Annotated in this window: 18 protein-coding genes; 7 read left to right on the forward strand and 11 right to left on the reverse strand. The window is 43.0% G+C overall.

The features are described from left to right. Positions 1-108: 108 nt before the first annotated feature. The 7 genes from U0R10_RS02400 to pdxA all read right to left on the reverse strand — a co-directional run bounded on the left by U0R10_RS02400 (position 109) and on the right by pdxA (position 8,850). Positions 109-999 (reverse strand): YicC/YloC family endoribonuclease, encoded by an 891-nt coding sequence (locus U0R10_RS02400; RefSeq protein WP_377982129.1) that lies wholly within the window; start codon positions 997-999, stop codon positions 109-111. Further along, on the reverse strand, positions 996-3,443 hold the full coding sequence (locus U0R10_RS02405; RefSeq protein WP_377982131.1) for a YfhO family protein: 2,448 nt from the start codon (positions 3,441-3,443) through the stop codon (positions 996-998). The genes U0R10_RS02400 and U0R10_RS02405 overlap by 4 nt, the downstream gene beginning before the upstream one ends. A 6-nt stretch (positions 3,444-3,449) precedes the next feature. Further along, positions 3,450-3,878, reverse strand: coding sequence for an FKBP-type peptidyl-prolyl cis-trans isomerase (locus U0R10_RS02410; protein ID WP_377982133.1), 429 nt, complete (start codon positions 3,876-3,878; stop codon positions 3,450-3,452). A gap of 108 nt (positions 3,879-3,986) precedes the next feature. Then, the gene (locus tag U0R10_RS02415; RefSeq protein ID WP_377982135.1) at positions 3,987-4,556 is read right to left on the reverse strand and encodes a tetratricopeptide repeat protein; all 570 of its coding nucleotides are present in this window, start codon (positions 4,554-4,556) and stop codon (positions 3,987-3,989) included. Beyond that, entirely contained in the window at positions 4,504-6,936 is a 2,433-nt protein-coding gene (locus U0R10_RS02420; protein WP_377982137.1) for an endonuclease MutS2, read from the reverse strand. The genes U0R10_RS02415 and U0R10_RS02420 overlap by 53 nt, the downstream gene beginning before the upstream one ends. Continuing rightward, positions 6,933-7,841: an NAD(P)-dependent oxidoreductase gene (locus tag U0R10_RS02425; RefSeq protein WP_377982139.1), complete on the reverse strand. Its 909-nt coding sequence runs from the start codon at positions 7,839-7,841 to the stop codon at positions 6,933-6,935. The genes U0R10_RS02420 and U0R10_RS02425 overlap by 4 nt, the downstream gene beginning before the upstream one ends. Position 7,842: 1 nt before the next feature. Then, the gene (gene pdxA, locus U0R10_RS02430) at positions 7,843-8,850 is read right to left on the reverse strand and encodes a 4-hydroxythreonine-4-phosphate dehydrogenase PdxA (RefSeq protein WP_377982140.1); all 1,008 of its coding nucleotides are present in this window, start codon (positions 8,848-8,850) and stop codon (positions 7,843-7,845) included. Positions 8,851-9,048: 198 nt separating this feature from the next. Here pdxA and U0R10_RS02435 point away from each other — a divergent pair, with 198 nt between their 5' ends. From U0R10_RS02435 to U0R10_RS02455, 5 genes are all read left to right on the forward strand, one after another. Continuing rightward, positions 9,049-12,909 (forward strand): pyruvate carboxylase, encoded by a 3,861-nt coding sequence (locus U0R10_RS02435; RefSeq protein WP_377982141.1) that lies wholly within the window; start codon positions 9,049-9,051, stop codon positions 12,907-12,909. Between the two features lies 1 nt (position 12,910). Continuing rightward, positions 12,911-13,657: a PI-PLC domain-containing protein gene (locus U0R10_RS02440; protein WP_377982143.1), complete on the forward strand. Its 747-nt coding sequence runs from the start codon at positions 12,911-12,913 to the stop codon at positions 13,655-13,657. 202 nt (positions 13,658-13,859) lie between these two features. Continuing rightward, positions 13,860-14,753, forward strand: a complete 894-nt coding sequence (locus tag U0R10_RS02445; protein ID WP_377982145.1) for a sugar phosphate isomerase/epimerase family protein — start codon at positions 13,860-13,862, stop codon at positions 14,751-14,753. Positions 14,754-14,777: 24 nt separating this feature from the next. Then, complete coding sequence (locus U0R10_RS02450) at positions 14,778-15,992, forward strand: TCR/Tet family MFS transporter (protein ID WP_377982147.1); 1,215 nt, start codon at positions 14,778-14,780, stop codon at positions 15,990-15,992. Between the two features lie 68 nt (positions 15,993-16,060). After that, positions 16,061-16,792 (forward strand): outer membrane lipoprotein-sorting protein, encoded by a 732-nt coding sequence (locus U0R10_RS02455; RefSeq protein WP_377982149.1) that lies wholly within the window; start codon positions 16,061-16,063, stop codon positions 16,790-16,792. A 35-nt stretch (positions 16,793-16,827) separates the two neighbouring features. Here U0R10_RS02455 and U0R10_RS02460 read toward each other — a convergent pair whose 3' ends face one another. Genes U0R10_RS02460 through U0R10_RS02470 form a run of 3 tightly spaced genes read right to left on the reverse strand, consistent with a single transcriptional unit; the run spans position 16,828 to position 18,822 of the window. Beyond that, positions 16,828-17,748 carry a sugar phosphate isomerase/epimerase family protein gene (locus tag U0R10_RS02460; RefSeq protein WP_377982150.1) on the reverse strand — a complete coding sequence of 307 codons (921 nt, stop codon included), beginning with the start codon at positions 17,746-17,748 and terminating at the stop codon, positions 16,828-16,830. Between the two features lies 1 nt (position 17,749). Next, entirely contained in the window at positions 17,750-18,106 is a 357-nt protein-coding gene (locus U0R10_RS02465; protein WP_377982152.1) for a transmembrane 220 family protein, read from the reverse strand. A gap of 11 nt (positions 18,107-18,117) precedes the next feature. Next, positions 18,118-18,822, reverse strand: coding sequence for a tetratricopeptide repeat protein (locus U0R10_RS02470; RefSeq protein ID WP_377982154.1), 705 nt, complete (start codon positions 18,820-18,822; stop codon positions 18,118-18,120). Between the two features lie 196 nt (positions 18,823-19,018). Here U0R10_RS02470 and fsa point away from each other — a divergent pair, with 196 nt between their 5' ends. Both fsa and U0R10_RS02480 read left to right on the forward strand, forming a co-directional pair. Next, positions 19,019-19,675, forward strand: a complete 657-nt coding sequence (fsa, locus tag U0R10_RS02475; protein WP_377982155.1) for a fructose-6-phosphate aldolase — start codon at positions 19,019-19,021, stop codon at positions 19,673-19,675. A 4-nt stretch (positions 19,676-19,679) separates the two neighbouring features. Beyond that, positions 19,680-20,351 carry a cell division ATP-binding protein FtsE gene (locus tag U0R10_RS02480; RefSeq protein WP_377982157.1) on the forward strand — a complete coding sequence of 224 codons (672 nt, stop codon included), beginning with the start codon at positions 19,680-19,682 and terminating at the stop codon, positions 20,349-20,351. A 1-nt stretch (position 20,352) separates the two neighbouring features. Here the strand turns inward: U0R10_RS02480 and porX are convergent, their stop codons facing one another. After that, positions 20,353-21,918, reverse strand: coding sequence for a T9SS response regulator signal transducer PorX (gene porX, locus U0R10_RS02485; RefSeq protein ID WP_377982159.1), 1,566 nt, complete (start codon positions 21,916-21,918; stop codon positions 20,353-20,355). Between the last annotated feature and the right edge of the window lie 70 nt (positions 21,919-21,988).

Raw genomic sequence — 21,988 nt, forward strand, 5'->3', positions numbered from 1 at the left:
TCAGGGGAAATCGGCGTGAAAAACGCCTCAAACTTTGGCAATCCTGAAAGGTTTGCCAAAGAAAACACCTCTCATTTCTTATCTCTTATCTCTTACCTCTCACCTCATTTAGAGCACATTCGCCGTCTGCTCCTTGATCTTCTCCAACTCATCCTTCATGTTCACCACAAGGTGCTGAATCTGCGAGTCATTCGCCTTAGATCCGATCGTGTTAATTTCCCGACCAATCTCCTGCGCCATGAAGTTTAACTTCTTGCCATTTCCTTCCGCTAGGATGTCGATGAAGTAGCCTAAGTGCGTATTTAAACGTACTTTTTCTTCAGATATGTCGAACTTTTCGATGTAATAAACGACTTCTTGTTCAAAACGATTTTTGTCGAAATCTTCGTTTAGGCCTAGCTCCAACAAAGATTTTTTCATGCGCTCCCGGATACCCGGCATGCGTACTAAATCTTGTTCCGTTACCTGTTGTAAACCTGAGGCGATGGAAGCAATGTATTCTCTGAATTTATCCTCGACAATCTTACCCTCACGCGCACGAAACGCTTTACACTCGGCTACCGCCTCTTGAATCGCTTCGTAAATCACCTGCCATAAGGCTTCAATTTCCTCTTCAGATTCTTCTTTCGTTTCTTGTGAAATACTAGATGGCACATTCAATGCCTGTAAATACAAGGCACCTTCATCTACATTGGATACACCCAATTCCGTAGCGACACGCTTTAATTCCGCATAATACAAAGCAATCTGACCCTGAGGTAAAATGCTCACCTCAGCGCCATCATGATTCTTTTGAATCTGTACACTTAATTCAATCTTTCCGCGCTCGAGTTGTTGTGTTAAGAAATTACGAATTTCGATTTCGCGTGCAGAAATGGATTTGGGAAGCCGACAAAATATATCCGTAAACTTCGAATTTAAGGTTTTAACCTCAACCCGAATTTGTAACTCTTGCGCCTCTTTTTGGGATTTCCCAAAACCTGTCATTGAATAGATCATGCCTCTGTTTTTGTTTGTTTTTTTACCGTAAGACCTATGGCCAAAGCGATAAATAAGATTAATCCGATGGATGCGAATCCGTCGACTTTTTGACCCATTTCAACTGAATAGGGTTCAAATTTAAATTCAATGGTATGTTTTCCCGCCGGTATCACCAAGCTGCGCAATACGTAATTCGCACGTGCATGCTTCACTTCTTTGCCATCTATATAGGCCTTCCAATCTTTATTGCCGCGGTAATAAATCTCCGAAAATACAGCTAAACCAGTTTTAGACGCATTAGCTGTATAGGTCAAGTGATTCGGTTGATAGGTTTGAAGCTGTATCGTGGACACCGCTGATGAATCCAAAACCACTGCACCAATGACCGCACGATCCTGCTCTTCTAAAATGACTTGCGATGCTGGATTGATTTTTTCAATGCCATTCAAGGCCTCATCCGCATTTTTCGCCCATTGAATCGATTGCACAAACCAAGCATTACCCAAGGCACCCGGATTCAGTTGAACAGCCGGTTGGCCAGCTGAATCCGCGCCAATAATATACTTAGTATTCAACATGTTCAATACGTTCATTTGGCCTGGATTACCCGCGAAATATTTCTCGACCAATTCTTGGTAACGGCGTAATTTCGCCGCGTGATAACCGCCTAATGATTGATGATAATAACTCGTTGTTGCATCATTCATAAATGATACCGTCGAGTTTAAGACACGAAATGTTCCTTTGTCCGCTAATATTTGTTGGTCTGCGGCCGTTGGCAAAACTTGCTCCTCCAACGTACTTTTTGAAACAAATGCCTCTTTACCAAAATACCGTTTGGCTACTGGAGTTAGGTCAAAGATGCCCAAAAATACAATTCCAATCACCCAAACAGATTTCTTAACCTTGGCCATACTCGCACTGTATACGAGTGCGGCGCCTAACAAAATAATAATCAAACTTCTAAAGGCATCCGATTGAAACAAATCAATCCGATCCAAACGTATGCTATTCCAAATGGCTGAATTCAACGCGGCATCTTGAATGATGGCTGCTCCATCCTGCGCTCCTTTGAAATCAAAAAATAAATCAGGCAGCATCCCGAACAACAAACATAAGCCACCACTAAGTCCCAGCGCATAAAGTAGTGGTTTCTTAATTTCAGCTAGAGTTGGTTTGTGTTTCGCTAATTGAATCAAGCCCATCAATCCCAAACTCACCATCCCAAACTGCACAAACGACAAGACCATCGTGATCGCACGGAACTTATTGAACATCGGGATGTAGTCAAACCAAACGTAATTCAACGAAAAGTTCTTGCCCCATGCCATCGTTAAAAACAAGGTGGTAATTCCTAGAATCCACCATTTTTCGCCTGATTTGACATAAAAGGCCGCGAATAAAAACAAGAAAATCACCAAGGCACCGGCATACGCTGGACCAGCCGTGTACGACTGCTCACCCCAATAGGTTGGCGCTTTTTCCACAAATCCCAATACCTGATCTTCCGGAAATCCCGCATCCACCATCGTTTTGTAGGTGGCAGATTTCGTTCCTCCTAATTCACCTTGGGACGCCCCACCTTTGAAATTAGGAATTAATAATGTCCCTGTTTCCGATAAACCATACGACCAATCGAACGCATAGCCACTGTCTAATCCATCTCCACGTTTGGCATTGGCTGCTAATTCAGATTTTCCACGGGTTGTCTCTTTGGCATAATCATAGTTATTCCAAAGACGCATACCGTGTGTTCCAATCGCTAAAATTAAGCCGAGGCCTAGCAATAATCCGCGGGAGTACCAGTCTTTCAGTGTTTTGTTCTGAAATGAATGCACCAACATATATAGTTTATATGCCCCGATGATGAAGAATAAATAATAGGTAATCTGGACGTGGTTGGCATATAATTCCAACGCCATAGCTAACGCAAAAACCGCAGCGCCAAGCCATTTATATTTGCCCCAACACATCCGAATTCCAGCTAGGACCATCGGTGCATAAGCTAATGCCAATACTTTAGACGTGTGTCCCGCCGGGATAATGACCAAATTATAAGTCGCAAAGGCGTAAAATACCGCTCCAGCGAATCCGAGTAGGGGTGACGCTCCCAGGGCCCAGAGGAATAAATACATGCCCAATAACTGGAGAATCAATAAATTGACCGGAGTTGGGAATAGATTGGTAATAAAACCGCCTAGATAACTCGAAATACTGTACGGATAAGATCCGGAAATTTGGTAGGTAGGCATGCCCCCAAACATCGAATTTGTCCACCACGCATCCGTACCCGACGATTTTTTAAATTGAATGCTCTCCTGTGCCGCCGCCTGAGCCTGCTGAATATCGTGCTGAACTAATACCTTCCCCTGCAAAATAGGTCCGCAGTAAATAAAGGCAATGACGATAAAGCCAAGAATAACGAGTCCATGGGGGACAAAGGAGCGCAAATCAATTTTCATAGGATGCTATTGAATACTTACTAATTCCAATTCAAATGTTAAATCACGACCAGCCAACGGGTGGTTCGCGTCCAACGTCACATGTGTTTCTGTCAAATCAGTAATCATCACTTCAACCACCTGGCCACCATCTTGGTGCATGCTCAATGAAGCACCTAATTCCAATTCAATATGTGGAGGAATTTGCGTGCGCTCAATAGTCAAGGTATTTTCTGGCGAATGCTCACCATACGCTTCTGCCGCAGGGATCACAATTGTTTTTTTCTCACCAATGCTCATGCCCGTCACACCATCATCAAATCCTTTGATGACCATACCCGAACCTAATTGAAATTCTAATGGAGTGCGACCAACCGATGAATCAAAAATAGAACCATCATCGTGTTTTCCTGTGTAATGTACGGCAACCTTGTCGCCCGTTTTAGCTAATGACATAAATGTAAATTTGACCTTAGGCGCTAGACCCTAAGCATATTAATGAGTAGTAATTGAAATGGACTCAAGTCTCTAGCCTCTTGGGTCGAACATAAGCCGTAAAGTTCACTAATTTTTTTCCTTTTTCATAGAGGAAATAGGCCGACAATAAAGATTTAGGTAGCTGTTCGAAAGCGTGTCTCCGAAATACTTGGCCGTTTCAAAATCCGCACAAGCTTCGTCAAACAGCCCGACGTGCACGAGCTTCACGCCACGATTATAATAGGCTTCGCGCCAGTAGGGTTCTAATTCAATGGCGCGCGAAAAATCATCTATCGAGCCCCGATTATTTCCATACAAGGATTTGAAGTAGGCCCGGTAAAAATAGTAGTTCGGTTGCTCCGAATCCAACTTAATCGCTCGAGTCAAATCCGCAATCGCTCCCGTATAATTATCTAAAAAACCTCGGCTCAATCCACGCGCATAATATATATCTGAATTACGTGGATTTCGATCTAATGCAAAGTTGAAGGATTCAATGGCTTCTTTGTATTGACCCTCCTTGAGCTGACGGATGCCTAGATTGTATTCCGACTGGCAAGCGAACAGTAAGCTGATGACTAATAAAATCCCAATGAATCGCATGCTACCTAAATTGAATAATTGAAATTCCCGCGCCACCCCGGTCGGCATGCTCATCCTGCACCGACTTAATTTCGCGGTAGCGTTTGAGTTGCTCCTTGACTAGCGCACGTAAAATGCCGTCGCCTTTACCGTGTAAAATATGTACTTCCGGAACGCCCAATAATATGGCGTCGTTCATGTATTGGTCTAAAATCACATAGACTTCTTCGCCGCGTTTTCCGCGCACGTCGAGCGTTAATGTGAATTGAGCCATCCGACTATTCATATCAATGCCCTTCATGGCAACGCGCGTTGCCTTTTCAGCTTTCGGTGTGGCTGTCTTTTCCAAACGATTTAACTTGATCGTACTTCGGATGGAACCTAAGGCAACCACGGCATCTTTGCCTTTTAATTCGAGTACCTGACCTACGGCCCCTTCGCCATCCGCTTGCTTGATCGCCACCCAAGAACCTACCTCAATGATGCCAGTTGGCTTAGTTATGATCTGCTTCGGTTCTATTTTCTTCACTGGATTGGCCAATTTCTCCGTAGCAAATTCAGTCAATGTGTTTCGAATTGCCTTCGTGGCTTCTTTCTCTGCAGATTTCTCCTTGATCTCCCGAATGGTTTGTTCGATCTTTTGGTTGGCATCTTTAATGAGTTGTTTCGCTTCCGCTTTGGCGGAATTAAGCAGGCGTTTTTGGTCTTCCTCTAGTAATTGTTTAAGGCTAGCATATTGTTCTTTGATGCGTTCTGCTTGCGCTAATTGGGCCGCTAAACTACTGTTTTTACTTTCCCAAATTTGCTTTTCCGTCTCCGTTTCCATCAACAGTTTATCGAAATCCACTTGGTTTTTTCCCAGTTTTTTTCGCGCATTTTCGATGATCTGAGCGGGTAATCCTATTTTTTGGGCTATTTCAAAGGCAAAGGAGCTACCCGGTTTCCCCATATCCAAAATGAATTGAGGCTCTAAATGGGTCGTGTCATAACGCATGGCCGCATTAAATAAACCAGCTTTTCGATCTGCCAAACTCTTCAAATTGCCAAAGTGCGTGTTTATGGCACCATAGGAACCTTTGTCGGCCAACTTCTCTAAGATCGATTCCGCAATCGCCCCGCCCAACGACGGTTCTGTTCCTGTTCCAAATTCATCAACTAGCAATAAGGTTTTCTCTTGCGCATGTTGTAAGAAATAGCGCATGTTGCTCAAGTGCGAGCTATACGTACTAAGCTCGTTTTCTAGATTTTGCTCATCGCCCATATCTAGAAATATTTGATCGAAGAATCCCATGGTTGATCCTTCAGCCACAGGTACTAAACAACCCGCTTGAAACAAATATTGCAACAGTCCGATGGTACTTAAGGTAACTGATTTACCTCCCGCATTCGGTCCTGAAACGACCATGATGCGTTTTTGTGCATCCAAGGTAATGTCTAACGGTTTGATTTTTTTGCCAATTTTCGCAAGCGATTCCTCTAAAATCGGATGTCTCGCCGCACGCCATTCGACATGAGGTGTCGCTTGAATATGTGGCAAAATAGCGTTGTGTTCAATCGCCCAAACTGCTTTTGCGCGGACAAAATCAATCACGCCTAACCATTGAAACCATGCAGCGAGCATGGGAACTAATGGGCGCACGCGATCCGATAATCGGCTTAATATTTGAATGATTTCACGTCGTTCCGCAGACTCGAGTGACTTAATTTCGTTGTTTAAAACAAGGGCATCGGCAGGTTCCAGGTAAACAGTTTTCCCTGTATCCGACTCGTCTTGCACGAATCCTTTGATTTTTCGTTTGTGCTCGGCAGCTAATGGGATAACCATCCGGCCATTCCGCAAGGTCAACGAAAAGTCTTTACTCACCCAGCCTTCCTTGTAGGCTTGTTGGATATATGAATCTAATTTTTTACGCAGGTTTTGTTCTTCTGCAAAACGTTTCCGTCTCAAGTCACCCAGGGCAGGAGAGGCCGTTTCTTTGATTTGACCATTCACGTCAAAAACACGGTCGAGCTCTTGGATAAGCGGAATAATTTGACGGAAATCTAATCCCATCTCCGTTTCTTTCGCTTGGTATTGCTGGGTTATCCGCTTGATTTCAGGGAATTTTTCCGCATCTAGATTCGTGAAAAAGCGAATCATCTGCACTAAAATATCCAGTCCGCGATGCCAATCCCGCCAGTCTTCCGGCGTCAAATAATGTCCTTCTAAACTCAATGGCGCGAACCAAGCACGCAAATCGTAATAATCTTGTTGGGGCCATTCGCCACCATGTTCCGCCATGATTTGTTTCATCTCATGTACTTGCGTAACCCAAGATGTAACGACGGAATGGCGGGTGGAAAATTTCATTTTGGCTGCGAATTCAGCACCCATGGGGCTGAGGCAAGCCTGCGAGATATCTCGCTGTATGTGGTCAAAACCTAATTTTTCAGCAATATTTTCGGGGTAATTCATAGCTGATAAAAGGCTTTAATTTTTTCGATGAGTGCGTCGTTTATTTTCCAATAACTTTCGCGGGTCCAGCCGGCAACGTGCGGACTGAAAATAGTTTGAGGAAATTCCGAAATAGCATTAAAACGTGCCTTTTCCGCGTCTGACCACCCTGCGATTTGCTCATTAGGCAATACGTCCAAGGCTAGTCCAATTAGTTTACCTGATTGCAATCCCGCTAAAATAGCGTCCAATGAGCAAACGGCTCCGCGCGAGCTATTCATCAGGACGATAGGCTTTTTAAATTTCGAGATAAAATCGAGGTTCACCATGTCGCGCGTTTCATCCGTGAGTGGCACATGCAACGAAAGGATGTCGGCCTGGTCAAAAATATCCTCCAAGCTATGCGTAGCTGGGGCATATTTGTCATAGGCTAGTATTTGCATATCAAAACCTTGCAATTTTTTAGCGAGGCTTTGGCCCATGTTACCATAGCCGAAAATACCGAGTGTCTTTCCTTGTAATTCCCAACCGCGATTTCCTTCGCGATTCCAGTTTCCTGCCCGTACTTCGCTATCTGCTGTGTTAATTTTTCGTGCGATACTCAATAATTGGCCGATCACATGTTCACCCACCGCATCCCGATTGCCTTCATTGGCACTAAATACAGCGATCCCTTGCGCTTCGCAAAACACAAGATCGATTAAGTCCAATCCTGCCCCTGCGCGGGCAATGAATTCCAAAGTTCCGGTGGAGATAAATTCAGCTGTAAGCGGTAATTTGGAACGTAGTACCAAACCTTGGTATCCTTGGATGTCTACCTCTGACGCGTTTAAATAGGGCTTTTCATCCACATCAAAACCCAATGCGCGCAACTCCTTCGCTAGGGAAGGGTGTACCTCATCGATGATTAAGACGCGTTTCACCATACTATGCGTTCATTCTATTTTTAACTAAATCGATGGCCAAAAAGAAGGCATGCAAGAATGAGCTTGGATCAGCTTCATTTTTTCCTGCGATATCATAGGCCGTTCCATGGTCAGGAGAGGTGCGGATGATCGGCAAACCTGCTGTGAAGTTAACGCCTGTTTCGAATGCGATGTATTTGAATGGAATTAATCCTTGGTCATGGTACATCCCTAAAACGCCATCAAATTCTTTGAATTGCGCTTTTCCGAAGAATCCATCCGCCGGATAAGGACCAAAAACGAGGTTGCCTTTGCTTCTAAATTCATCGATGACCGGTTGGATAATTTCCAATTCTTCCTGGCCCAACAGCCCTGCTTCACCTGCGTGAGGATTCAATCCCAACACAGCTAATTTAGGTTTGTCGATCGCGAAATCTTCGCGTAAACTCTGTAAAAACGTGGTGATTTTTTCGCGGATAAGTTCCTTGCTCAATGCTTTGCTTACTTCTAAAAGTGGCAAGTGGCCTGTGGCAACTCCCACGCGCAATTCGTCGCTTACGAGCATCATCAACGATGATTTTGCTTCGAAACGTTCAGTTAAATATTCGGTATGTCCCGGAAATTTAAAGTCTTCCGATTGGATATTATGCTTGTTGATGGGTGCCGTAACAATAGCTGAAAGAACACCAGAATCAAGGTCTTTGGCAGCGCGATCTAAGCAAGCAAAAGCTGCTTTACCGGCCTCCAGGGTCACTTTTCCGGGTTCGACTAGGGTGTTTGAGTCGTCCCAACAAGTAATTACATAGCTTTGATCTGTCCCAGCTTCACTTAACTCCTTAATTTCTTTGATGGACCATTCAGGCAATTCTAATTGTTTGCGCGTGAATTCAAGCACTTTTTTTGAACCGTAAATGACTGGCGTGCACCATTTCAAAATACGCTGGCTACCCAATGCCTTGAGAATGACTTCCGGTCCGATGCCGTTATAATCTCCAAGGGTGATGCCGATAAAAGGTTTCGATGCGCTCATGAATGCTAGGTAAAATTAGGGTTCGCAAGTTAACAATTTTCGAATCAAGGAAATAGGATTTTTTTGAACCTGCCTTTTTTTAGTATCGAACCCAATAATAATTGTAAAATTTCAATATTTGCCAAATTTTATATGGCTCAGGGTGTTGAAATCCCAATATTTTTATCATTTTTGTTAGACTGCATTAAATCTAATCGAATGCCAAAATCCTACGTTAACAAAATCAACAGCCTACTTATCGCGAATCGCGGTGAGATCGCTATTCGTATCATGCGTGCCGCTTCTGAGTTAGGAATCAGAACGGTTGCCGTTTACACCTTCGAAGATCGTTATTCACTTCACCGTTACAAAGCGGATGAAGCCTACCAAATAGGTAAAGAGAATGAACCATTGAAGCCCTATTTGGATATCGAATGTTTGATTTCTTTATGTAAATCTAAAAAAATTGATGCGATTCACCCGGGCTACGGTTTCCTATCTGAAAACGTCGTGTTAGCCCGTCGGTGCCGAGAGGAAGGCATTGTATTCGTAGGCCCATCTCCAGAAGCGATGGATGCGCTTGGTGATAAAGTAGCTGCCAAAGTTGCTGCACTCAAAGCTAATGTGCCCATGATCCTTGATTCGAAAGGGGACATGTCGGTGTACGAAAACGCCCTGGCAGAAGCGCGTCGCATAACGTTCCCTGTCATGGTGAAAGCTGTTGCTGGTGGTGGTGGTCGTGGAATGCGGGTTGTTTATTCCGAGGCAGAATTAGAAAAAGCGCATTCGGAAGCTAAAAATGAGGCTAAAAATGCCTTTGGTGACGATACTTTATTTATTGAGAAATTCATCAATGAACCTAAGCACATCGAGGTTCAGTTGTTGGGCGACCAGCATGGCAACTTAGTTCATTTATATGAACGTGATTGTTCTGTTCAGCGTCGTTTTCAAAAGGTCGTGGAGGTGGCACCTTCGTTTGGCTTAAAGGAAGAAACGAAGCAGAAATTATATCAATACGCGTTATCGATTGGTAAGGCGGTAAATTATTATAATGCGGGGACGGTTGAATTCTTGGTCGACAAGGATGAAAATATCTATTTCATTGAGGTGAATCCACGTATTCAGGTGGAGCACACGATTACGGAAGAGGTGACGGGAATTGATATCGTGCGGACGCAGATTTTGATTGCCCAAAATTATAAGTTATCTGATCCTGGTATATTCATTCAATCACAAGATAAAATACCGTTAAATGGCTTTGCGATTCAGTGTCGGATTACGACAGAAGATCCAGCCAATGGGTTTAAACCGGATTTTGGAACCATTATTGCCTATCGGAATGCGGCTGGTTTTGGAATTCGTTTAGATGAGGGTTCGTCCTATCCTGGGGTGAAAATTTCGCCTTATTTTGACTCTATGCTGGTGAAGATTTCTGCCAAAGGCCGGACGCTTCGCGGTGCTGCTGAACGCTTAAATCGAGCATTGACAGAATTTCGTATTCGTGGCGTAAAAACCAATATCCCTTTCTTGCGGAACGTAATTTCCCATCCCGTGTTCCAGGAGGGAAATTGTACGGTTCCTTTTATTGCGAATCATCCTGAATTATTCAATTTCAAACCTACGCGTGACCGTTCGACGAAGGCCCTTCGCTATTTAGGTGAGGTGATTGTGAATGGAAATCCAGATGTTAAAGTGAAGCCTAGTGCTCCATTTCGCCAACCAATCATTCCGATTATTTCGGATGTTGCGGAATATCCAGCTGGCTACAAGCAGTTATTGATGGAGCTCGGCCCAGAGAAATTTGCTAAGCACATTCGTGACACCAAGCAAGTTTTATTTACCGATACGACCTTCCGCGATGGGCACCAATCTTTATTGGCCACCCGTGTGCGGACACAAGATATGTTGACCGTAGCCTCTGGCTTCGCTAAATCTTTCCCGAATTTATTCTCGATGGAAGTTTGGGGCGGTGCGACGTTTGATGTGGCGATGCGTTTCTTGCAGGAGTCTCCTTGGAAGCGTTTGGAAGAGTTTAGAGAGGCGATGCCGAATATGCTTTTGCAGATGTTGTTTAGAGGATCAAATGCTGTGGGATATTCAGCCTATCCGGATAATTTGATTGAAAAATTTGTGGAGAAATCATCCGAAGCGGGTATTGATGTATTCCGGATTTTCGATTCGTTAAACTGGATCGAGGCGATGAAAGTGTCGATACGCGCGGTGCGTGAGCGCACGCCTGGATTAGCGGAAGTTTCGATTTGTTATACAGGTGATGTATTTACGAACCAAAAATACAACCTGCAATATTACGTGGATATGGCGCGTCAGCTGGAAGATGAAGGCGCACATATACTTTGTATCAAAGACATGGCAGGTCTTTTACGTCCGTTCCAAGCGGAGAAATTGGTGGCTGAACTAAAGAAGGCAGTCGACATTCCGATCCACTTACACTCCCACGACACGGCTTCGGTGCAGTCGGCTACGTATTTGAAGGCCATTGATTCCGGTGTGGATATTTTGGATGGAGCGATCGGTTCGATGTCGGGATTGACTTCGCAGCCCAACTTAAACTCGTTGGTGGCCATGTTAAAAGGCCACGAAAAAGATCCAAAATTGGATTTGGATAAGCTGAATCAATATTCGAATTATTGGGAAGCGGTGCGTGCCATGTATTTCCCGTTTGAATCTGAATTGAAAGCAGGGACGGCTGAGGTGTACAATAATGAGATTCCGGGTGGGCAGTATACCAACTTACGGGGTCAGGCGATCGCGTTAGGTGTGGGAGATAAATTTGAGTTATTGAAAACGAATTACTCGGAGGCGAATAATTTGTTTGGTGATATTGTGAAGGTGACACCATCTTCTAAAGTGGTGGGCGATATGGCCATCTTTATGACCGCGAATAGTTTGACTGCGGAGGATGTCTATGCCAAAGGCTCAACCTTATCTTTCCCAGAATCGGTGAAAGATTTCTTTAAAGGAGGCTTGGGTCAGCCGTATCAAGGATTCCCGAAACAGTTGCAAGAGATTGTGTTGAAGGGAGAGGTGCCGTACGAAGGCCGACCGAATGATCACTTAGATCCGATTGATTTTGATACGGATTATGCGAATTTCAAAGTGAAATTCCCGGATCATGAAGGTGGGTTCTACGATTATTTATCGTACAAAATGTATCCGAAAGTGTATGAAGATTTCTACAAGAATCAGGCACTTTATGGAGATTTGACGATGATGCCTACGCCGGCTTTCTTCTATGGTTTGAAGCAGGATGAGGAGATTATGATTACGATTGAGCCCGGTAAGACGATCATTGTCAAGTACTTATACATGTCGGACCCAGATGAATCAGGATTACGAAATATCACATTTGATTTGAATGGTCAGGCGCGTCGCTTGAAAATATTAGATAAGAATATTAAGGTTGAGCGGGCGCAACATGCGAAGGCGACTGGCAAAGGAGATATTGGTGCTCCGTTGCAGGGACGATTGAGTCGTATTTTAGTGAAGCCGGGGGAGGAAGTGAAGAAAAATGCACCGTTGTATATCATTGAGGCGATGAAAATGGAGTCGATTGTTTCGGCACCGTTTGAGGGTATCATTGGAAACGTGGTGCTGAATGAGGGAACGGTCGTTGAACAAGAGGATTTGGTCTTGACCTTGGAAGAGGCGAAGTTGCCAGAGCCAGATGTGGAGGAATACATCTTCGTGTATGGAACCTTGCGTCGCGATTGCGGAAATGATTTACATCGTTTAATTGCGCGAAATTCGGATTATGTGGGTATGGCGAATTATCAAGGTCAAATGTTCCAGGTGGCTGAATATCCGGGAATTATTCCATCTGAAAACCCGGCTGATAAGGTAGTAGGTGAATTATATTTGTTATCGAATACCGTCAAGTTGTTGAACGTGTTAGATGAATATGAAGAATATGAAACGGATCGTCCGGAGGCAAGTCTATTTATTCGGGAGCAGGTTGAGGTAACGTTGAAGGGAAAGAAGATAACTACGTATGCGTATATCTATAACCGTCCGACGGATCCGAAGACGCGGATTGTATCGGGTGACTACATGAAACCATAGGATGAAAAAAGTCGCGATTTTGTTTTTGCTTTTGTGCTCGACAGGTGTGTGGGCGCAATCGATTGTCTCCAAGGCACATGCACATAATGATTATGAACATGAGAAGCCTTTTTACGAGGCCTTTTCGTTGGGTTTTGGTTCGATTGAATCGGATGTGTATGCGGTGAATGGCCAATTATTGGTTGCCCATGATGTGAAGGATTTGAAAGCGTCTCGTACCTTACAGAATCTGTATTTGGAGCCGATTATCCAGGTGTTGAAAGCTGGGAAGGCTGGAAATTTTCACCAATTTTTGATTGATTGCAAGACCTCTTCGGACTCAACGTTGCCAATAATTATTCAGGCTTTGGAGCCTCATAAGGATTTAATTCTAAAGCATAAATTACGGATTGTCATATCGGGTAATCGTCCCAAAGTGGCTGATTATGTCAAATATCCGAATTGGATAACGTTTGACGGTCGGTCCAATGAGCCAGTTCCTTCTTTCTTAGCTTCGCATGTGGAGCTTGAAAGTGAGGCATTTTACAAGTTTGGGGTGTGGAGTGGCAATGTGCCTATGGCCCCAGCCTTACGTGAAAAACTGCAAGCTTACGTAGATCGAGTTCACGCTGCGGGCCGCAAACTTCGTTTATGGGCAACACCAGATACGATGATTGCTTATCAGACTTTATTGGACTTAGGGGTGGATTACATCGGAACGGATCATTTGGCGGACTTGGCGGGGTATTTGAAGGCAAGTGGGAAGTAGTCCGCAGGGAAATAGTCCGAAGTCCGAAGGAAAATAGTCTGAAGTCCGGATGGAAGTAGTCCGAAGTTTGGACTCTTTTCCTACGGACTACTTTCCTTCTGACTAAACTCCTCCGGACTAATCACTTTTTTCTTTCTATTTTTTTTTGTTGTTTTGAAAATAAACCTCTTAACTCTTACCTCAAACCTCTAACCTCTCATTTATGCTTTCACGTCGTCGATTTATTGCACAAAATTCACTTTTGGCATTAGCTGCATTTGTCCCTTCTGCCAAATCAAAAACGTACCGTATGGGCTATTCGGCCATTACGTGGGGCGGAAAAGATGAACAAGCCATTGAAGAATTAGCAGAATTAGGTTACAAGGGAATCCAATTACGGGCGAATACCTACGCGAAATACAAGGACAATCCGGCTGAAATCAAAGCTTTATTAGATGCGAAAGGACTTTCATTAGTCATGTTTTCAAGTGGAAATGTGGAGATAGATCCAGCAAAAAAAGAAGCCAATGCAGCCATGCACTTAAATCATGCGCGTTTTGTCAAAGCATTGGGAGGAACATCCATACAATTGACAAACAGTTTACGTAAAAATAATGTGCCACCTACCGCAGATGAATTGACGCGATTGGGAGCCGCGATGAATGAAATAGGTAAATTGACAAAGGAAATTGGCATTCAAGCTACCTACCATAACCACATGAATCAATATGGAGAGACTCCTGAGGAGGTGGATGCGTTAGTGAAGGCGATGGATCCGAACTATATCCGTTTATTGTTAGATGTAGCTCATTACCACCAAGGTGGCGGAAAACCTGCTGAGGCAGTTATTAAGTATAAAAAAGTGTTACATAGTTTGCACGTGAAGGATGTGGAATGCCCGATCGTTGGAAATGCGAATCCAAAGTCATATAAATTTGTTGAATTAGGTCAAGGAAACGTTGACTTAGTGGGTGTTTTTGCAGCTTTAGATAAAATAAAATTTGCAGGATGGGCCATTGTTGAATTAGATGGGGTACCTGACAAGGCCAAAACGCCAAAACAATGCGCTCAAATCAGTAAAGATTTTCTGTTGGCAAAGAAAGCCTATCAATTTTAGTAAATTGCGAACAAATTAATTTGCATGTCACAGAAGAAGCGCAGCGCAGCGATCGGTTTTATATTTGTTACGTTATTGATTGATGTCATGGGTATTGGAATCATTATTCCAACGATGCCTACATTGATACGCGGATTTACAGGGGGTGATTTAAGTACCGCCTCCCAATATTCCGGTTGGCTCATGGCCTCGTATGCCATTATGCAATTTATTTTTTCGCCAGTCTTAGGCGGACTTTCGGATCAGTACGGTCGTAGGCCTATTATTTTAGCTTCATTATTTGGGTTCTCATTGGACTATTTATTACTAGCCAATGCGCCCAATATCACCTGGTTATTTGTGGGCCGAATACTCGCCGGAATTACAGGAGCTAGTTTCACCACAGCACAAGCCTATATTGCCGATGTATCGACGGCAGAAAATCGAGCTAAAAACTTTGGTATGGTGGGTGCCGCTTTTGGTCTAGGATTTATCGTTGGACCTGCCATCGGTGGTTTACTGGGAAATATTGATGTGCATTTACCCTTTTATGCTTCTGCGGTATTGACGATGGTTAATGCGTTGTACGGATATTTTGTGTTGCCGGAATCGCTTGCCTTGGAGAATCGCCGTCCATTTGATTGGAAAAGAGCTAATCCTTTTGGTTCGTTGAAGCACATGTCGAAGTATCAACCGATGGTGCTGGGCTTAGTGGGTGGTTATTTTTGTGTGCAATTAGCTAGTCAGGCGCATCCGAGTACGTGGTCGTATTTTACGATGAAAGTATTTGATTGGACTCCAGACGAGGTGGGATATTCCTTAGCTTTTGTTGGCCTAATCGTAGCCGTCGTTCAAGGTGGTTTGACGCGTGTAATTACGCCTAAAATCGGTGAGCGCAAAGCGATATCCTATGGTTTATTGCTATGGGCCTCAGGCTTTTTGTTATTTGCTTTTGCGACCGAATCGTGGATGATGTATGCATTTATGATCCCTTTTGGACTGGGGGGATTAGCGGGCCCGGCGCTTCAAAGTTTGATTACGCAGCAGGTGGGTGCTAATGAACAAGGAGAACTGCAAGGTGGTTTAACGAGTTTACAATCGATTACAACGATATTAGGGCCTTTATTTGCCTCTAATTTATTTGCCTATTTCACAACGAAGGAACACAATTTTCCAGGGGCTGCATTTTTGGCGGCAGGGGTTGTTGGGTTTCTAGCTTGGGCAATTATCATGCGATCTATCCCAAAAAATAATCAGTAAACTGATAATTGTGTTCGATTTGTGCGTTACAATCGGATATTTATTTACCTTTCAAAAAAAACAAAGAGATGAAAAGAAATTTTACACACATGATCGCGGGCTTATTACTATTTAGTTCAGCGATTGCTTTTGGACAAAGCACAGAAGAAATTTTAGCTAAACATCAAACGGCTATGGGTAGTCCTGAAAAATGGGCTGCATTAAAATCAGCGGTTGTGAAGAATAAGTTTAGTGTGCAGGGTATGGATATTGAATCAAAAACTTCGATGTCTATAGGTAAGGCTTTCCGTACGGAGGTTGAGGTAATGGGTAACAAAATCATTACGGTAGTGGATGAAAATTCGGGTTGGATGATTCGTCCAGCGATGATGGGTGGAACAGGAGAACCTGAAGATATGCCCGGCGAGCAAGTAAAATTAGCAGGAACACAAAAGAATTTAGGTTCTGCTTTAGTTCAGGCACAGAAAGCTGGTGCAACAATCGAGCTAGTAAGCAAAGAAAAATTAGATGGTGCTGATGCGTATTTATTTAAGGTGTCGAAGGCAGGTGGTGAAGAATCACAAGTGTATGTTTCAGCTTCTACTTATTACGTCATTAAGACGATTGCGAAAGTGCAGGCGAATGGACAAACAGTCGATACCGAAGTGAATTACTCAAATTATAAAGCAGTAGATGGTTTATATTTTCCATTTACGGTAGAGGCCGCTAGCCCCATGGGCGGTATGATGCAAGTGGATACGACCTCAGTGGAATTAAATGTTCCTGTCGATCCGAGCTTGTTTAAAAAGCCAAGTAAATAAAATCAAAACGGGAGCTAATTAGCTCCCGTTTTTGATTAAGGTAAAAAGGTGTTGATGTGGTTCCTGGCTGTATGAATCGCCTTATTAATATCCTCAGGAGATCCCTCAAAGGCCTTGTCTTCTACTTCAATCACAATAGGCCCACGGTAACGCACATCGTGTAAAGCTGATATGAATTTTCCCCAATGGATGTCTCCTAAGCCTGGTATTTTAGGTGAATGGTATTCTAATGGATTAGCAAGAATGCCGACCCGATTTAACTTATCCGTATATACTTTTACATCTTTTAAATGGATGTGGTGCAGGCGATCCGCATAATGGTGAATAGGGAATAAATAATCCATTTGTTGCCAAACCATGTGCGATGGATCGTAATTCAATCCAAAATTTGCCGATGAGATAATGCTGAATAATTGATCCCAAATCTTCGGTGTTGTCATTAGATTTTTTCCGCCCGGCCACTCATCGTCGGTGAAAAACATCGGACAATTTTCTATTCCAATCTTAATATTCAGGGAGTCGGCCAAGGCAATAATTTCTGGCCATACTTCAGAAAATTTCGCAATATTATCCGCAACATTTTTGGTGTAATCACGGCCAATAAACGTGTTGACTACGGGTATTTCAAGTACAGCAGCTGCTTGAATTACTTTTTTAATATGATTCCGATAAAAGGATGCTTGTTGTTCGTCCGGATCCATGGGATTCGGGTAATATCCTAATGCTGAGATTTTTACGGGATGTTGCTTCAGGTAGGTCTTTAAATTTAAAAGTCCCAAAGAGTCCATTTGGTCTACCGCAATATGTGAAACACCAGCGTACCTACGGGTATCCGAATTTGTGGAAGGCCAGCACATCACTTCGACACAGGCGAACTGCGCACGATGCGCATAATCGAGTACTTGCTCTAAAGTCAAGTCAGGTAAAATGGCAGAATTTAGTCCGAGATCAAGCATGTTATTTTAGTTTATCTACGCTGTAAAATAAGGCAAGTGCGGCTGAGCAGATCCAAAGACCTACCGCTTCACGCGCTAATTCTTGGTTCATTGTTTTCATCGCCAAGCCATCCGTCATAAATCCTTCCCATGCGGTCATTTCGCTCCAAAGCTGAATGCCAGCCATGAGACTTAATACAAAAAGGACGCTGATCAATTCACGATTAACTTTTCCACGGATAGCCTGAGCCGAAACATATACGACGGAGCCATACACGGGAACCCAAAGAATCGGGTCCGGGTCATTTAATTGCCAATAGGCAAAAAGGGTAAAAATGATTGTAAATAGGATTCCAGAAATAAATAAGGTTTGTTTCATAGTCCGTTTAATTATTCATCACACAAGCTTTTTACAGCTTGTGATGCGCCTGGATACTTTAGTTTTTTAGCTTGTTGGAGCGCTAAGCAGGCTTTGTCCTTTGCTTTAAAATAGTAATAGGATAGGCCTAAGGCATAGTAACCTTTGGCAAATTCAGGATCAACGCCTACGCTTGCTTCGAAATCTCTAATGGCTTCGGGATAATTTAATTCTTGGAAAAAGATGTTTCCTCGGTTATAGTGTGCATTTATGTCGTTAGGTGCAATCTTAAGACAAGCTGTAAAATCAGCTTTAGCCTCAGCGGGTTTTCCTAAAGCAGCCAGTACAATGCCGCGTTGAAGATACCCTGCACTTGAATCTGGTTGAAGGGTAACGGCCTTATTCGTGGGTTCAAATGCGTCTTTCCATTTTCCGTTTTCCATCAATAAAGCTCCTAGGTTGAGTTGGGCTTGCACCAGCGAAGGCTTTAACGAAATCGCTTTTCTGTATTGCGCTTCAGCACCCACTAAATCTTTTTCTTGAAATAGAATAACGCCTTGGAGATTATAGGCTTCAGCTAAACCCGGATTTTTCTCAATCGCTTTTTGAATCGCTTCTTTTGCGGAAACGGTCTCCCCAGCTTTTAAACGTTTTTTAGCTTCTTCAAGCCATGAATCGGCATCAGAAGAGCAGGAGAGGGCTAGGAAACAAAGGAGGAAGAAATATGTAAATCGCATGTTTTTTGAATAGTCATTAAAGTTACGGTCAAATTGGAAATTATTGGCATATATTTTGAAAAAAGCGGTGATTGTCGCATCTTTGCAACGGCAAATTACCAGCTCCCTCTGAATCCCCCAGGTCTTGATCGAAGCAAGGGTAGGTAGGTCGTAGCGGTGAATTTGCCATTTTTTTGTTCATCTAAATCGTACAAGCATGAAATTTTTTATTGATACAGCAAATTTGGCACAAATTAAGGAAGCCCAAGATCTTGGGGTTTTGGATGGGGTTACAACCAATCCATCGTTAATGGCAAAGGAAGGTGTTAGTGGAAAAGATAATGTTTTACGCCACTATAAGGCTATTTGTGATATCGTCGATGGCGATGTTTCAGCCGAAGTAATTGCTACAGATTTCGAAGGCATGATTCGCGAAGGCGAAGAACTAGCCGAATTAGACGAAAAAATCGTCGTAAAAATTCCAATGATCAAAGATGGTATCAAAGCGTTGAAATATTTCTCTGATCGCGGTATCAAAACAAATTGTACGTTAGTTTTCTCTGCAGGACAAGCGCTTTTAGCGGCGAAAGCAGGGGCTACTTACGTTTCTCCTTTCATTGGTCGTTTAGACGATATTTCGTTCGACGGGATTGAATTGATCGAGCAAATTCGTTTGATCTATGATAACTACGAATTCGATACCCAAATCCTTGCGGCATCTGTTCGTCATCCAATGCACATCATTAAATGCGCGGAAGCTGCTGCTGATGTGATGACTGGTCCTTTGTCGGCCATTTTAGCACTTTCAAAACACCCATTGACAGATTCTGGCCTTGCCACTTTCTTAGCTGATCACGCCAAAGCAAATTCATAAGTCTATGTCGATCTTGTCTTTTGAACACGTAAGTATTTCCCATGAAGGAATCCCAACCTTAACGGATATCAATCTTTCAGTTGAGGCAGGTGATTTTTATTATTTAATCGGTCGGACCGGTAGTGGGAAAAGTACATTTTTTAAGTCAATCTTTGCTGAGTTAGCCATCGATGAAGGTCAAGCACAGGTTGTTGGCTATGATTTGGCCACAATCAAGCGCAAGGACATTCCTTTTTTGCGCCGTAAATTGGGATTTGTTTTTCAAGATTTCCAGTTACTTACCGACCGCAACGTAGAAAAAAATCTTTCGTTTGTGCTTGAGGCAACGGGGCATACGGATGAAGCAGAAATTAAATCACGTATTGAAGATGTGCTTGCTCGTGTGGGTATGTCAAATGCCATTCACAAACGCGTTCACAAATTATCTGGCGGTGAACAACAACGCATCTGCATTGCGCGTGCCATCTTAAATAAACCTCAATTGTTATTGGCCGATGAGCCCACAGGTCATCTAGACCCAGAGGTTTCGTTGGAAATCATGCACTTATTCAAAGAATTAACGGCACAAGGAACAGCAATCATCATGGCAAGCCACGATTATAACACCATGCGCCAAATACCTGGTAAATTCTTGAAGTGTGAAGGTGGTAAAATTGAGTTGACTGCTGGGATCTAAGCTATTTGCCAACTAAATACGCCACTGGAATGATACATTCTTCCAAGGATATCCCTCCATGCTGGAAGGTATTGCGATAATGGTTTACGTATTGATTGTAGTTATTTGGATAGGCAAACATGTGATCATCTTTCGCAAATACATAGGTCGTTGACATATTTGGTTTCGGAAGAAACAATTGCTCCGGTTTGCGACTCACAAACATTTTATTCGACGGATCCCAGTTTAAATTCTTCCCTTGCTTATAGCGTAAATTCGTGTTTGTACTGCGATCTCCAATGATCTTTATCGGATTTTGAACCCGAATCATACCGTGATCGGTCGTGATAATCACCCGTCCCTTTTTCTCCGAAATACGCTTCAATAAATCAAATAGGGGCGAATGCTGAAACCAGCTCGCCGTTAAACTGCGGTACGCAGACTCATCAGGTGCCAATTCTTTAATCATCGCCATGTCCGTACGTGCATGCGAAAGCATATCCACAAAGTTGTAAACGATCACATTTAGCTGATTGGTAAGGAGTTTGTTGAAGTTGTCCACCAACTGCTTTCCTTGGTATTGATGGATAATCTTATGATACGAAGCTTTTGCCGGAATACGTAGACGCTTCAATTGTTCATTTAAATAGAATTCCTCATGCTTATTGTACCCCTCTTCATCCTCTGAATCCCCTAAATCAAACACCCATTTATCGGGATAATTTTTATGGATTTCGGATGGCATCATTCCCGCAAAAATGGAATTTCGGGCATACGCTGTAGTGGTAGGTAAAATAGAATAATAGGTACGCTCTTCCTCCATTTGGAAATACTCCTGGATGAATAACTCCAATGTTTTCCATTGGTCATACCGGAGATTATCGATAAGGATAAAGAATAAGGGCGATTTGTCATTGATGCGAGGAAACACAAATTTACGCATCATCAAATGCGATAAAATCGGTGTATCAGCATCAGGATGTTGCAACCAACCTTCGTAGGAATTTTCGATGAATTTCGAAAAGTGCACATTGGCTTCTGATTTTTGATTGATCAAAACCTCTGACATTGATTTGTTTTCTGTCTGATCAATCTCTAATTCCCAATACGTTAATTTCTTGTAAATATCAGCCCATTCCTCCGCGTTCAAGCGATCTTGATAGCGCATCGATAGCTCCCTGAATTCTTGCTGGTAATTCAAATTAGTCTTCTCTTCCTCTAAACGTTTCTTATCAAATATCCGCTTCACCGAAAGTAGTAACTGATTGGGATTGAGTGGCTTAATGAGATAGTCGGCAATTTTTGAACCAATCGCATCTTCCATTAATTCCTCTTCCTCCGATTTGGTAATCATGATGACAGGGAGGTTTGGGCGAATCTGTTTGATCGAAATGAGGACTTCAAGGCCCGACATGCCCGGCATGTTTTCATCTAAAAATAAGACGTCGAATTTTTGATTATTGACTAAATCTAACGCATCAGCGCCTGAATTAGCGGTTGTGACTTGGTACCCTTTATTTTCTAGAAAGATAATGTAGGGTGTAAGTAAGTCGATTTCGTCGTCTGCCCAAAGAATGGAATAAATCATGCTTGCGTTTTTAACCTAAACTTAATTTGCGAACGAATTATTGTGTGCGTAAAAATTAAAATTTGTTAAC

The organism is Aquirufa avitistagni (genome assembly GCF_042715545.1).
GTDB classification, from domain to species: Bacteria; Bacteroidota; Bacteroidia; order Cytophagales; family Spirosomataceae; genus Aquirufa; species Aquirufa avitistagni.